Source organism: Actinacidiphila cocklensis, from assembly GCF_907177275.1.
GTDB classification, from domain to species: domain Bacteria; phylum Actinomycetota; class Actinomycetes; order Streptomycetales; family Streptomycetaceae; genus Actinacidiphila; species Actinacidiphila cocklensis.
Map to the genome: position 1 here is coordinate 208,095 of NZ_CAJSLV010000001.1, position 14,273 is coordinate 222,367.

12 protein-coding genes are annotated in these 14,273 nt (G+C 69.7%); 6 read left to right on the plus strand and 6 right to left on the minus strand.

Translation table 11 applies throughout. From position 1 onward, the window contains the following. Positions 1–153 precede the first annotated feature (153 nt). On the minus strand, positions 154–972 hold the full coding sequence (locus NFU81_RS00775; protein WP_274037407.1) for an SAM-dependent methyltransferase: 819 nt from the start codon (positions 970–972) through the stop codon (positions 154–156). Between the two features lie 220 nt (positions 973–1,192). Then, positions 1,193–2,029 carry a LysR family transcriptional regulator gene (locus tag NFU81_RS00780; protein ID WP_251484086.1) on the minus strand — a complete coding sequence of 279 codons (837 nt, stop codon included), beginning with the start codon at positions 2,027–2,029 and terminating at the stop codon, positions 1,193–1,195. A 96-nt stretch (positions 2,030–2,125) separates the two neighbouring features. Between NFU81_RS00780 and NFU81_RS00785 the strand changes: the two genes are divergently transcribed. Both NFU81_RS00785 and NFU81_RS00790 read left to right on the plus strand, forming a co-directional pair. Then, entirely contained in the window at positions 2,126–2,620 is a 495-nt protein-coding gene (locus NFU81_RS00785) for a cupin domain-containing protein (protein ID WP_251483684.1), read from the plus strand. Between the two features lie 95 nt (positions 2,621–2,715). Further along, positions 2,716–3,075, plus strand: coding sequence for a DoxX family protein (locus NFU81_RS00790; protein ID WP_251483686.1), 360 nt, complete (start codon positions 2,716–2,718; stop codon positions 3,073–3,075). A gap of 133 nt (positions 3,076–3,208) precedes the next feature. On the opposite strand, the gene NFU81_RS00795 is transcribed toward NFU81_RS00790, so the two are convergent. Continuing rightward, a complete protein-coding gene (locus NFU81_RS00795; protein ID WP_251483688.1) occupies positions 3,209–4,096 on the minus strand; it encodes a LysR family transcriptional regulator in 888 nt (295 codons plus the stop codon). Between the two features lie 131 nt (positions 4,097–4,227). Between NFU81_RS00795 and NFU81_RS00800 the strand changes: the two genes are divergently transcribed. After that, a complete protein-coding gene (locus tag NFU81_RS00800; protein WP_251483690.1) occupies positions 4,228–4,716 on the plus strand; it encodes a cupin domain-containing protein in 489 nt (162 codons plus the stop codon). A 219-nt stretch (positions 4,717–4,935) separates the two neighbouring features. Then, complete coding sequence (locus tag NFU81_RS00805) at positions 4,936–6,177, plus strand: glycosyltransferase (RefSeq protein WP_251483693.1); 1,242 nt, start codon at positions 4,936–4,938, stop codon at positions 6,175–6,177. A 103-nt stretch (positions 6,178–6,280) separates the two neighbouring features. Here the strand turns inward: NFU81_RS00805 and NFU81_RS00810 are convergent, their stop codons facing one another. Continuing rightward, complete coding sequence (locus NFU81_RS00810) at positions 6,281–7,267, minus strand: helix-turn-helix domain-containing protein (RefSeq protein ID WP_251483695.1); 987 nt, start codon at positions 7,265–7,267, stop codon at positions 6,281–6,283. Between the two features lie 8 nt (positions 7,268–7,275). Further along, the gene (locus NFU81_RS00815; RefSeq protein ID WP_251483698.1) at positions 7,276–8,235 is read right to left on the minus strand and encodes a helix-turn-helix domain-containing protein; all 960 of its coding nucleotides are present in this window, start codon (positions 8,233–8,235) and stop codon (positions 7,276–7,278) included. 521 nt (positions 8,236–8,756) lie between these two features. On the opposite strand from NFU81_RS00815, the gene NFU81_RS00820 reads away from it, so the two are divergent. Next, positions 8,757–9,410, plus strand: a complete 654-nt coding sequence (locus tag NFU81_RS00820; protein WP_251483700.1) for a hypothetical protein — start codon at positions 8,757–8,759, stop codon at positions 9,408–9,410. A 52-nt stretch (positions 9,411–9,462) separates the two neighbouring features. Here NFU81_RS00820 and NFU81_RS00825 read toward each other — a convergent pair whose 3' ends face one another. After that, entirely contained in the window at positions 9,463–9,738 is a 276-nt protein-coding gene (locus NFU81_RS00825; RefSeq protein WP_251483702.1) for a WhiB family transcriptional regulator, read from the minus strand. Positions 9,739–10,218: 480 nt separating this feature from the next. On the opposite strand from NFU81_RS00825, the gene NFU81_RS00830 reads away from it, so the two are divergent. After that, positions 10,219–14,268 carry a carboxypeptidase regulatory-like domain-containing protein gene (locus tag NFU81_RS00830; protein WP_251483704.1) on the plus strand — a complete coding sequence of 1,350 codons (4,050 nt, stop codon included), beginning with the start codon at positions 10,219–10,221 and terminating at the stop codon, positions 14,266–14,268. Positions 14,269–14,273 lie beyond the last annotated feature (5 nt).

Sequence of the window (14,273 nt, forward strand, 5' to 3'; positions counted from 1 at the left end):
TACTCATGGACGCGGCTGTCGACCGCCATGACGGAGAAGGCGTGCAGCCGGCGGTGGATCCCTCGTCGCCCGAGGCCGTCGTCCTCCGCTGTCCGGCGCGGGCCGGTGGCGATACGCAGACGGGTATGCGGCCGGATGCGCGGCGGGCGCGGCTCAGCGCTTGTAGCCGACGCCGCCGTAGAAACCGATGTGCGACAGCTCCTCCGCGGTCGGCGCCGGGCCGTCCGGCCGCCACAGCGGTGCCTGGACCAGTCCGGGTTCGAGCAGTTCCAGGTCGCCGAAGAGGCCCAGCACCTGCTCGTACGGCCGCAGGGTCAGCGCGGCGGTGGCCCTTCTGTCCCGGTAGACGTCCCGGGCCTGCGACCAGTTCGGGTCCGACCGGTGGAAGTCGGTGGTGGAGTGGGTGAGGACCAGGTGACTGCCTGCCGGAAGCGCGTCCAGGTACGCGGCGACCAGCCCGGCCGGATCCTCGTCGTCCTGGACGAAGTGCAGGATCGCCATCAGCATCAGGCCGACCGGCTGGTCGAGGTCGATCAGCTCGCCGATGGTCGGGTGGTTCAGGATGCTCTGCGGGTCCCGCAGATCACCCAGGAGGAAACCGGTGTTGCCCGTACCCAGCAGGTGGGCGCCGGCGTGGGTCGCCACGATCGGGTCGTTGTCCACGTACGCCACCCGCACATCCGGCGACAGCTCGTGCGCGACCTGGTGGGTGTTCGGCGACGTGGGGATACCCGTGCCGATGTCGATGATCTGCCGGACGCCGCTCTCGACCAGCAACCGCACAGCCCGGTGCATGAACGCCCGGTTGGCCCTTGCCATGGGCACGAGCTCCGGCGCCAGGTCGATCACCCGCTGCGCGGCCTCGCGGTCCACCTCGTAGTTGTCCTTGCCGCCGAGGTAGTAGTTGTACATGCGGGCCGGATGCGGCCTGCTGGTGTCGATCTCGTCGGCGGTGAATCCCTGGTCGGTCAAGGCCGTTGTCCTCCGGTCTGTGCTTCGTGCCCGGGCGATGCGCGTAACCCCCGGCGGGTGCGGGTCGGTTCTTCACGCCGACACCACCGTAGCCGCCGGTACGGGAGTTCCCGCTTGGCCCGGCGCCGGGCCGCGACCGGGTCGTCGAGGCAGGCAAGTTCGCCGCGTAAGCGCCCAGTCGGTGGCACGAGCACCCGGCAGCAGCACCGTTGCCGGGTGCTCAGTGGCGGTACGCGGCTGTGGCGATCTCGATGAAGGAGCGGATCAACGGGTTGGTGTCGCCTTCGTTCCACACCGCCACCACCCGGCTCGGCGCCATGTCGGCCAGCGGTACCACGGCCAACTCCGCGGGCAGGTCGTGTCCGAGCGGGGCCATGCCGACCGTGCCGTTCCACAGCACCGCTTGCAGGCATTCCTGGACGGCGTGCACGACCGGGCCCTCGCGTGGCCTGCCGCCGTTCCAGTACGACTGCCAGAGGGGGTCGGTTCCCTGCGGGAACTGGAACCAGCGGCGGTCGCCCACGTCGGCCAGCCGCAGCTTGTCGCGGCGGGCCAGCGGATCGTCGGCGCGCAGGACCACGCCGACCGGATCGGTCCGCAGCGCCCGGACCGCCAGGGCGGTCTCGTCGAACGGCGCCCGGGTGAGGGCGACGTCGACCAGTCCGGCGCGCAGCCCGCACGTCGGGTCGGTCAGATCGGTGTCGCGGATGCGGATGTCGATTCCGGGATGGTTTCTGCGGTAGGCCGCGGCCAGCCTGGACACTCCCGGGTCGGTGCCGTCGCCCAGGATGCCGACGGTGATGGTCGCGACGCCGGCCGCCGCGCCGACGCGTACACGGACGCGGTCGGCATGGTCGAGCAGGTCCCGCGCCTCGTCGAGGAGCACCATGCCGACCGGGGTGAGCGTGACCCCGGTCGGCGAGCGGGCGAACAGCAGGGCGCCGACGTCAGCCTCCAGCCGCTTGATCGCCCGGCTCAGGGGCGGCTGGCTCATGTGCAGTCGGGTGGCGGCCCGGCCGAAGTGGCGTTCCTCGGCGACCGCCACGAAGTAGCGCAGGGTCCATAGCTCCACGCTGCCACGATACCCACGGGGTATCGGCGCTGCGGGACGGGTCTTGGACACCGCCATGCTTCTGGCGGTGCACTCGTGAGCATGACCGAAGAAGCGAAGACCGGCGAGCCGCATCCTGACCCTGCCGTATCGGTGGTGGGTCCCGGCGGCGGCGAAACGATCGTTCTGGGGACCACGCGCATGCGCGTTCTGGAGGACGGAAGCCACACCGGGCACCGCCTCGCGATCGCCGAGTCCGTCCTCGCCCCGCACACCCAGGGACCGCCGCAGCACCGCCACGCCCGGCATGACGAGGGCTTCTACGTCCTCTCCGGCACCGTGCGGTTCACCGTCGGCGACGAGGACCACGACGCCACCACGGGCACGCTCGTGATGGTTCCGCCCGGTACCCCGCACACCTTCGCCAACCCGACCGATCAACCCGCCGTCATGCTCAGCACATTCACCCCCGACCTGTATGTGCAGTACTTCCGGGACCTCCAGGAGGTACTCGCCGGCGGCCGGCCGCTGACGCCACAGGCCAACATCGAGGCGATGAGCCGCTTTGCGACCCGGCCCGCCACCGACCTCGCCTGAAGCCGACGGCCCGCCCCGGCCACCCTCCTTTCCACCGGCGCGGCAATCGACGCGTCGACGGGTCCCCGTGATCCGGTGGCCCATGAACGGGAACGATGAACATCGCCTACTGGATCGTCGCGGGACTGCTCGCGCTCTTCTACTCCTACGCAGGCACGGTGAAGGTGGTCCGCAGCCGCGATCAGCTCCGGCCGATGATGGCCTGGGTCGACCGCATACCCTTGCCCGCCACCAGGGCACTGGGGACGGTCGAAATACTCGGTGCGACCGGGCTGGTCGTGCCGCCGCTGACCGGCGTCGCCTCCTGGCTGGCGCCGGCCGCGGCCATCGGCTTCGTACTCCTGCAGATCGGTGCGATCGCTGTCCACCTGACCGGCGAGGACCGCCGGATCGCACTCAACGTCGGGCTCACCGCCACCGCGGCCGTGACCGTCTGGCTGGCCACCGGACTGTGATCGAGCGCAGTCTGCGACCGGTGGATGCGGCCGTGGGGCCGGCCGACGCGACCGGGACGGTGCGGATGAGCGGCGGAAGCTGGAGGAGCGTGGCGCCGTCGCTGCTCCTCCTGGCGGCGTTTGTGTTCGGTTCTCAGCCGTGCGTGCCCCCGGGCTCCGGGGCGTGGGCGGTGGCAGCTGCCAGCAAGTGGCGCAGCGCCGGTCCCGGCGGCCCCGGCAGTACCGCGAGGTACGTGGTCAGAGCCGGCCGGGCCAGCGGCCGGATCGCCGTGCGCGGCAGATTCGGCAGAGGCCCCACCTCGTAGAACACCGTCCAGGACGGGGCCAGGGGGCTTGCGCCGATCGACGTCAACGTGGCGAGCAGGTCGGTGAAGGGGGGTCCGGCCGGTGCTCCGGCGAGCGGGGCGACCAGGTCGTGGAAGGGCGGGTTGTCCTCCCGCGCGGCCAGCCGCAGCGGCAGGTGCGCCAGTCGGTCCGGAGCCAGCTCCGCGGCTTCGGCCAGCGGATGCCCGCCCGGCAGGGCCGCGTACAGCCGGTCCTGCCACAGGGGCAGCAGCTCCAGGCCGGGCGCGTCGGGCCGGGCACGGACCAGGGCCGCGTCCAGCTCGCCGGACCGCACCGCAGCGAGCCGCTCGGTCACCGGCAGCCGGACGGGCCGCACTCGGAGCCCGGGCGCGCGGACCGCGAGCTTCTCCAGCAGCTGGTAGACCCGGTCCCCCGGGCCGTGCACGGTGCCCAGTCTGAGCACGCCGGTCGCGCCCGCCGCGACCTCGGCGGCCACCGCCCGGGTGCGGGCGGCAGCGGCGAGTACCGCCCGTGCCTCCGGGAGCAGCCGCTCCCCGGCGCCGGTGAGACTCACCCGGCGGGTGGTGCGGATGAAGAGCAACAGGCCCAGTTCCCGCTCCAGCATGCCGATCTGGCGACTCACCGCCGATTGGACGGTATGGAGTCGCTCGGCGGCTCGGCCGAAACCGCCTTCCTCGACGACCGCCACGAAGTACCGCAGCTGCCGTAGTTCCATCTGCCGACCTCCCCCCGGCCCATCCCGATCGGAGATGACTGTACGTGCGAATGGGCGCTGGTTCGGCGGCTGTCGCCCTGCTCGAATGGAGCGGTCGGTGCGAGGGACCGGAAGCGGCGGAAGGACGACGGATGGGAAACCACGTGTGGGTCGCGGGTGCGGAAGACGCCATGGGAGGGCGCGCGGGAGCGCTTGTGGTGCGGGCTGGGGACGCCGAGGAAGTGCCCCTGCCCCACGAGGGGGTCTTCCGGCTGCTGGCCGACGGTGGCGCGGCGGGGGTGAACAGGCTGAGCCTGGGCGCGGGTTCGGCCGGGGCGCCGAATCATTTCCACACCCGCTCCACCGAACTGTTCTACGTGCTCGGCGGAACCGCGGACTTCCTGCTCGGCGCGGAGTCCGCAACGGTGACGGAGGGCGGGCTGGTCCTCGTACCGCCGGGACTGACGCATGCGTTCGGTGCTGCCCCCGGCGGGGGCGTCGAACTCCTCGTCGTACTGACCCCCGGAGTGGAACGGTTCGACTACTTCCGGACGCTGGGGCGTGTCCAGCACGGGCTGGCGCCGTTCGAGGATCTGCTGCCCCACCAGGACCGCTACGACGTCCACTTCCCCGGGGCATGACAAGTCGCGCTCGCCTGCCGTCTCGCCGCAGGTCGGAGGGCCACAGCGGGGATACGTGCCCTACGCGTCCTGTTCGCCGGACGGCCGTGGATGCTGCCGCAGGCGGCTGAAACCTACACAGTTGCCAACGTACAGCGCGCTGGGGGACTTGCCGCAAGGCCCTTGTCCGGCCGCAGAATTGCCGACAGGGGATGGTACCTACGAGACGGGAGTTACGTAATGCGTGTGTTGTTATCGACGTACGGGTCGCGCGGGGATGTCGAACCACTGGCCGCGCTCGCGGTGCGATTACGGGAACTCGGCGCCCAGGTGAGGGTCTGCGCGCCGCCGGACGAGGTCTTCGCGGAGTTGCTGAGCAGAGTCGGCGCGGAACTGGTGACGGTCGGCGAGCCGAAGGTCGCGATCACGGAGCCGTCGACGGAATCGGCGACCTCCGAGCGTGGGACCGAGCTGGCCGAGCAGTTCAGCACGGTCGCCGCGGCCGCCGAGGGATGCGACGTGCTGCTGGCGACCGGGCTCGCGCACTTCTCCTCGCGGTCGGCGGCCGAGAAACTCGGTATCCCCTACGTGTACGCCACCTTCAGTCCGCTGCTGCTGCGGTCGCACCACCAACCACCCCCCGCGATGCTGCCGGGCCAGTCGTTCCCGCCGGAGGTGACCGACAACCGGGTGCTGTGGGACCTGCACGCCCAAACCCTCACCTCGTTGTACGGCGGGGCGCTCAACGCCCACCGGGCCTCGGTCGGCCTGCCGCCGGTGGACGACGTCTACGACTTCGTGTTCACCGGCCGGCCCTGGCTGGCGTCGGACCCGGTCCTGGGGCCCTGGCCGGAGACCCCGGAGCTCGACGTCGTGCACACCGGGGCGTGGATCCTGCCGGACGAACGCCCGTTGGCGGACGACCTGCTGGCGTTCCTGGACGCGGGCGCACCCCCGGTGTTCGTCGGCTTCGGCAGCGCGGAGGACGTCCCGGCGGACATCGCCCGGGTGTCCATCGAGGCGATCCGCGCGCACGGCCGCCGCGCGATCGTCGGCCGCGGCTTGGCCGAACTGGCGCGGATCGACGACCGCGACGACTGCTTCGTCATCGGCGAGGCCAATCAGCAGGCGCTGTTCGGCAAGGTGGCCGCCGTCGTGCACCACGGCGGCGCGGGCACCACGACGATAGCCGCCCAGGCCGGAGTGCCGCAGGTGGTGCTGCCCCAGTCGGCGGACCATCCCTACTGGGCCGGCCGGGTGGCCGCCCTGGGCATCGGCGCGGCACACGACGGCCCGACTCCGACCACCGAATCCCTGTCAGCCGCACTCGCGACGGCTCTCGGCGCCGAGACCGTCGCACGGGCGGGGGCCGTGGCCGACAGCATGCATACCGACGGAGCAGCAGTGAGCGCGAAACTCCTGTTCGACACCGCCATCGGAGCTGGTCACGGCGGGGCGGACCCGCTGCATCAGCGTCACTGATCCCACCGCACGCCGACCTGCTGCTCCCTGCGAGCAGCAGGTCGGCTGCGGTCCAGGAGGGGAAGCTGGCGGTCCCAGCGGCGCCGCAGGCGACGATTCGTGCTCATCCGGCAACGGACTCCCTGAGGACTTTCACGCCGGGGTCTCTCCACTCGGCGGGGCTGATCCCGTACAGGGACCGGAACGCCCGGCTGAAGTGGGACGCGCTGGTGAAGCCCCACTGGCGGGCCACTCCGGCGATGGAGCGCTTCGTGGCGTTCAGCCCGGCCAGTTCACCTCGGCACTTCTGCAGTCGGCACCGCTGGATCCACTGACCGGGAGTGTCGCCTTCGGCCTGGAAGAGTTTGTGGAGGTATCGGACGGAGATCGAGTGGGCGCGGGCCACTGTCTGCGGGGTCAGGTCGGGGTCGTTGATGTGTTGTTCGATGAACTTCTTGACCGCCGGCAGACGGTCGGCGGTTGCCGGGGCCGGTGACCTCAGGCTCAGCAACTCCTCGGCCAGAAGGCTCAGAAGATCGATGGCGCTGTGTGCAAGGGGAACTCCCGCGGGTGCGGGGCAGTTCGCCGCCGTGTCGACGAGGTGGACCAGAAACCCGGCAGCCATCGAGCTCATGGTCGTGTCGGGACGGATCGCCGTCGCGATGATCCGTTGGAGATGCTCGTCTCTCAGACCGATGAGTCGGCGTGGCACGACGATCAGCTTCACGCGGAACGGGCCAGGGAATTCGAGCGACACGGGCCGTGCCGTGTCGTAGAAGACCAGTTCGCCAGGCTTCAGGAAGACCCGGCGGTTGTCCTGCTCGACCACAGCGGCTCCGCTGACCACCAGCATGACGACCAGGAGGCCGTCGTCCCCTGTGACAGGTGGCTGCGCCCGCCACAGGCGCATCGCACCCCCTTCTATGGCGGCGACCTTCAAGTGGCTCAGCCGGAACGTCCGGATGGCTCCCGGGTGCTGCTCGCAAGGCGCTGCGACGTCAACCGCCCCGAGCGTGCCGTGCAGAGCACGGCGCCAGTGACCCGGCGACGTATCGGCCGCCTGGCGGGCGACCTGGACTTCGTTCACCGTACGAGCGGGCGCAATGTACATGGCTTCTGTCACCTCGAACGTCCGCGCGCGGCTGCTTGGTATTCCCGGGGAGAGGTTCCGTAGGCGAGTCTGAAGACCCGGCTGAAATGGGAGGCGTTGGCGAAGCCCCAGCTCTGGGCCACCGTCGCCACGGTCGGGGCGTGGGACGTCGCCCGTGCCAGCTCCCTGCGGCAGCACTCCAGACGCTGTTGCTGGATCCACCGCGCCGCGGTGGCGCCTTCCGACTCGAAGAGCTTGTGCAGATACCGGAGCGACACGTGGTGAGCGGCGGCGACCGCCACAAGGGACAAGTCCGGATCCGCCAGATGCTGCAGCATGTACTCCTTGACGCGAAGGAGCATCGCCTCGACCGCCGCAGGCTCCTGGGGGGCCAGCCGCCCCTGCCTCTCCTGGATCAGGCAGGCCAGCAGATCACAGGTGACCGCGGCGAGCCTGTCGGCCTGTGCGACAGGGACCGAACCCGCGCTCCTGCCGAGACGCTTCAGGTGCCCGGCCAGAAGGGCGGAGAGTGCCTCGTCCTCCCCGAAGGGCGTGGCCGTCACCGCCTGCAGTTCGAGGTCGGTCACTGCGAGGGCGGACCTGGGAAAATGGAACGACGTGAGGCTGAACGCCTGCCGCAGTGACTTGCTGAAGGGGCGTCTGGAGTCCGAGAGCGAGAACTGCCCGGGGCGCACGACGGCGTCCCGGCCGTCCTGCGAACGCTCGGCGGTCCCTCGGTGCAGGAGCGTGAGAGCCAGAGTCTCCTTACCGTCTCTCGCGATCATCCGGGGACTTCGGGTGACCGTCTGCGGTCCGGCCGTGACCGTGGAGACCTGCATGAAGCCCACCTGGCGGGTGACGATCGACGCTGCCGCCGGCGCGTCTTCGTGCAGGACGACATCCAGCGGGACGAACGCCCGCGATACGGCGTCCTGCCAGTAGTCCGCTCGGTCCGAGACGGACAGCGGAGCAGTGGACACTACGGACACGGCAACTCCCTGACAAGGTCATGCGGACGCGTAGCCGACGCGGCCGTCCAGCACGGGCGGTCTCCGGCCGCCTGATCTGTCGACGAGCAGAGCAGCCTGGCTCACAGCGAGCTGTCTCAGCACATCGCAGCCTCACGGGACGTACCAGGAAGAAGTGCAGGAAGAAATTCTCGCGACCCCTCCGGGGCGGGTGCTCCAGCACTCGGGCCGCGTCGGCCCAGGCGCAGGCCCTGCGGGCGTGGCGCCTGCGGGGGTCGGCCCTCACCGCCTCACCCGGACCCCCGTTGCCGCCGGAGCGCCCGCTGCCCTCTCAAGCACCGTCATTGCGCTTTCGAGCAGATCTTCATGCCGAGCATTGACGTGAATGGGCGGTCGGCCAATGCTCACCGTCGAGTTGCCGGGCACCATTCTCCCCCGGTTATCTTGTTCGGCAGTCGCTCGGCACGCAATCTCGTCAGAGCGACCTGCCGCACCTTTTCGGGTGCGGCAGAACAGGACAGAGGACGGGAAAGAGGTCGCCCATGGTTACGCCTGGATTTCCGCGGAAAACGCTCGATCCGGACGGGTCGCCGGTGTGGATAGCCGGCCTGGCCAGCCAGGATCCAAACCACAGTCTGCATGTCGCGCAGAACATCGAACCCCGCCAGGCGCTGGAGGCCCTCGGCGTCGACGCCGGTTCCATCCGGCCGTGCGTGCTGCCCGACAGCAAGCCGAATCCGTACACGTCGCTGCCAAGTGCCGCATTCGCCGACGACACGGGAGACGCCGCCACGCTGTTGGCTGGACGTATCGGGCAATGGACCTTCGTCTACGACGATTTGGGATACACCTTCGACGGCACCGCGGAGATCCTCTCCCGTGGCGGCCGGACGGCGATGACGACGGTGTACACCATCAACGGCCATGCCGGTCTCTACTATGCCGTGGACGGCGAGGAAGTCGAGGAGGTCGTCATCGAGGGTCTCCGCCTGGAGGAGCGGCTCCCAGGTATGCCCGCCGAGCTGGCCGCCGCGTTCGAATCCGCCGGAATCGCCGACTGGGAGGACCTGGAGCCCGGCGAGGTCGACAGCCTGATCGGCATGCGGGTCGCCTGCGCACTGGCAGGGGTCATTGTGACGCTGGACGACATCCGCGGGATTCCCCTCCTCATGGCACAGCGAAATGCTGGTGACTGAGTATTCACGCGGGCGTGGGAGTCGAGTGTCTCCGGTCGCAGAAGCCATGGGATCACGTTCGGTCGGTGACGCGCTTGATGGAACGCCGCTCACTCTCGGTGTAGCCGCCCCAGACGCCGTACTCCTGCTGTGAGGCATGGGCGAAGCGGCCGCAGGGGCCGCTCACGGGGCACGCACGGCAGATTGTCCGTGCTTCTTCTTCCCGGCGTCGACGGGCTCGGCCCCTTTCGCTGACAGGTGAGAAGAAGACGGAGCTGTCCATTCCTCGGCATGCGGCGTCTTTTTGCCATGCCCACACCCGAAGAAGCGGCGTGGTGAATACCTTCATGCTCATCATCTCCTCAGAAAGCGGACAGGGTGAAACTCTAGGAACTGGTGCTTCAGGCGTGCGCCGACGAACGCACGGGGCCTTGCCCAGGGAGGCCCTCCTCCCGTGCCCGCTCCCATCAGCACGGAGCGGCGGACCGGTCCAGGCCTGAGGCGGCTCGGCGGCCCCGTCGACCGAGCGTCGCGGGAACCGTGCGCGCACAGAACAGAGTCGGTGCGCGGACAGGCGCACGTGCCGGTTCCCGGCTCCTAGGCTTCCGTCCAGGCCGACACCGACCCCGTCGGTGCCGTGTCGCATACCCGGAACATGCTGACAAATATTGTTACTTGACTTCTCGTCGTCACATCTGCGAAAACGTCTGTGGCGAACATGGGTTCGTCTTCAACCGGCTGTCCCAAGGGCTGGTCCCGGGAGCAAGCGCACAGGAGTCGCACGTTGCGGATATCAGGGCTGGTCACTGCGAGACCTGGTCCGGCGCCCATGCGCCTGACGGCCGTCGTCTCGATGGTGGTGGCGGTGCTGCTCTCCGGCCTGCCTCCTGCCGTGGCGGCAGCGGCGGCGGAATCGAGCGGCGGCGCAGCCGTGCAGCCCACCGAGCCGCTCGTCGAGCCGGTGTGCGATGTGCCGCAGCCCGGCAGGGTCGGGTGTTTTGCTCTTCGGCGCAACGAACCCGGCAGCCGCCAGCAGGCGTTGTCGGCCGCCGCGACACCCGACGGATACGGTGCAGCGGACCTGCAGAGCGCGTACAGCCTCCCGGCAGACGGGGGTGAGGGCCGCACCGTCGCCATCGTGGTGGCCTACGACGACCCGACGGCGGAGTCCGATCTGGCCGTCTACCGCTCCCAGTTCGGCCTGCCCGCGTGCACGACCGCCAACGGCTGCTTCCGCAAGGTCGACCAGCGTGGCGGTACCGATTACCCCGGACCCAATGCCAGCTGGGCGGGGGAGGCATCCCTCGACATGGACATGGTCTCGGCTTCCGCGCCCGCCGCTCACATCCTGCTGGTGGAAGCGGACAGTTCCCTCTTCGAGGACATGTTCGCCGCCGTCGACCAGGCGGTCGCGCAGGGAGTGCAGTACGTTTCCAACTCCTACGGCAGTGACTACACCAGCGTGCCCGGCAGCGGTGAGGATCCGGCGGAGTCCACCGAGTTCGACGCCCACTACAACCATCCCGGTGTCGTCATGGTGGCGTCCTCCGGCGACCTCGGGTACGGCGTGACCTACCCGGCCGCCTCCCCGTTCGTCACCGCCGTCGGCGGCACGACGCTCACCCGGAGCACGACCACGTCGCGTGGCTGGGCCGAGTCGGCGTGGTACGCGACCGGTTCGGGGTGTTCGGCGTACGAGCCCAAACCCGGTTTCCAGACGGACACAGGCTGCGACGGGCGGACGGTGGCGGACGTGGCCGCGGTCGCCGACGCCCGCCCCGGTGTGGCGGTCTACCAGACGTACGGATACAACGGCTGGGGAACGATGGGCGGCACCAGCGCCGGCGCTCCCCTCATCACCGGTGTCTACGCCGCTGCCGGCGTTCCCGCCGCGGGCAGTTATCCGAACTCCTACCCCTATTTCAAGCGGTCCGCCCTCAACGACGTCACCAGCGGCGTGAACGGCACGTGCAAGCCGGCCTATCTGTGCACCGCGGCAGCCGGTTACGACGGGCCGACGGGTCTCGGCACACCCAACGGCCTCACCGCGTTCCGCAGTTACCCGAACGGCAAGGTGAGCGGCACCGTCACGGACTCCAGCGGAGCCCCGGTGACCGCGGCCACCGTCACCGCCGACGGATACCAGGTCACCGTGAACTCCCGCGGGCACTATTCGCTCACGCTTCCGCCCGGCAGCTACGATCTGCGCGCCGCCGCCTACGGCTACCGCAACAGGACCGTCCAGGCGGTCACCGTCGCCGACGGCGACTCGATCACGCAGGACATCTCGCTCGACACTGCCGCGTCCCGGACCGTCACCGGTAAGGTCACCGACGGTTCCGGCCACGGATATCCGCTCTACGCGTCGGTCACCGCCCAGGACGTGCCCGGCGCACCGGTCTTCACGAACCCCTTCACCGGCACCTACGAGCTGAGACTGCCGGAAGACCATGACTACACGCTGAAGATCGTCGCCCAGTACCCCGGCTACCGGACGGTCACGAAGGACGTCACCCTCGGATCCTCGACCGGAGCGGTCGACGTCGCCCTCCCCGTGGACGCCGAGAAGGACACCGTCGCGGGCTACGACGTAGGGACCGTCGGCCGCACCGAACCGTTCGACGCGACGGACTCCCCACCCGACGGCTGGAGCGTCGTCAACGCAGCCGGCACCACCGGCGGCTGGGAGTTCTCGGACCCCGGACACCGGACGAACACCACCGGAGGCAGCGGGGCCTTCGCGATAGCCGACAGCTACTACTTCGGCGGCGGAGGCCGCCGGCAGGACACGTCACTGGTGAGTCCGGTCTACGACTTCAGCGACTACGCCAGGCCCCGGATCTCCTTCGACATGAACTACTTCCACCAGACCGGTCAGAGCGGCGCGGTCGACATCACGACCGACGGCGGCACCACCTGGACCACTCTGCGGACGTACAACGTCACACAGACCGGGCACGTGGAGATTCCGGTCGCCGCCTACGCCGGAGCCAAGACCGTACAAGTGCGGTTCCGTTTCATCGGCGCCTACAACCTCTGGTGGGAACTGGACGACGTCTTCGTCGGCAACCGCCCCATCACTCCCGTGAGCGGTGGATTGGTGGCCGGTGTCATCACTGACGCCAACACCGGTGCCGGCGTCCTCGGTGCGACCGTTCGCAACGCCGACGACGGCGGGCAGACGGGCCTGACGGTGGCCACTCCGAGCGATCCGCAGCTGGGCGACGGCTTCTACTGGTTCTTCTCCGGCACTCCTGGCAGACAGTCCTTCACGATGGCCAAGAGCAGGTTCGCCTCCGGGACCGCGGCGGCCAGCGTCGCGCCGGACGGGGTGACCCGGATCGACCGCAGTCTCCAGGCGGGAAGGCTCACCATCACGTCGGCAGCGGTGGAGAAGACACTGCCGTGGGACGGCGCAGGCACGAGGAAACTGACGGTGACGAACACGGGCAAGGCCCCCGCCACCTTCACCGTCACCGAGCAACTCAGCAGCCCTGGTCCTGCGGGAACCGGGTCGACGCCCCCGGCCGACGGCGGCGCCTGGCAGCCGGTGGCAGACCTGCCGACGGCCACCATGGACAACGCGGTCGCCGCGGACGGCGGCCGGCTCTACTCCGCCTTCGGCTTCGACGGCACCACCTACACCTCGGATCTGTACACCTACGACTCCGGTACCGACACCTGGTCGCAACTGGCTTCGGCAGCCGACGGCCGCGACGCGCCGGCCAGAGGATTCATCGGCGGCAAGTTCTATGCCGTGGGCGGATGGCGCACCGACGGCACACCCGATGCCAAGCTGGAGATATACGACCCGGCCTCCGACACCTGGACCACCGGGGCGCCCTCACCCAAGCCCTACGCGGCCTCCGGAAGCTCGGTTGTGGACGGCAAGCTGTACGTCGTCGGCGGATGCACCAAGGACTCCTGCCTCACCACGGACGTGTACGCCTACGACCCGCTCACCGACAAGTGGTCGGCGATGGCCTCGTACCCCGAGACCGTCTCCTGGACCGCATGCGGCGAGATCGCCGACATGCTTTACTGCGCCGGCGGCAACACGGACAGCGGTATCACGAAGCACGCCTACGCCTACGACCCGGTGACCGACGGCTGGTCGCGGATCGCTGATATGCCCGTCGCGCTGTGGGGATCGGCCTATACGGCAGCGAACGGCCGGCTCCTCACCATCGGCGGCAGGGTCGCGGCCGGTGTCACCAACAAGGGCTTCGCCTACGACCCCCGGGCCGGCACCTGGACAGCGCTGCCCAACGCCGCTGCCGCGGTCTACCGCGGTGGTGCGGCTCCCGGCTTCTACAGCGTCGGAGGCAGACGCGGTACCTCCAGCCTCCTGCTGCCGGTCGCCACCGTCGGCGTGCTGCCCGGATACGATCAGGGCGACCGTACGGACGACGTGACCTGGCTCGGTCTCCACGGACAGCAGGCGACACTCCGCCCAGGGGCCAGTGCCACGGTGACGGTCTCCCTGGATGCCACGGTCTCCGAGGTCACTCGACCGGGCGACTATCCGGCGCAGTTGGGCGTGAGCACCGACACGCCGTACCACGTCGCTGCGGTCCCGGTGACGATGACCGTCAAACCGCCCAAGGGCTGGGGCGGATACGCCGGCACCGTGCTCGGTGCCGACGGGGCCGGCGGCACCGCGCCCCTCGCGGGGGCCACCGTCCGGCTCGACGGCAGGACGTCGAGCCATACGGTGACGACCGCGGCGGACGGCACTTTCGCCCTGTGGCTCGACGCCCACGGTGACCCGCTCACCGTGACCGTGTCGATGGAGGGCTACGAGTCGGCGACCACTCGGGTGAAGCTCGTCCAGGGGCGTTCGACTCCCGGTGACTTCACGTTGCAGCAGGCACCGTGACCGCC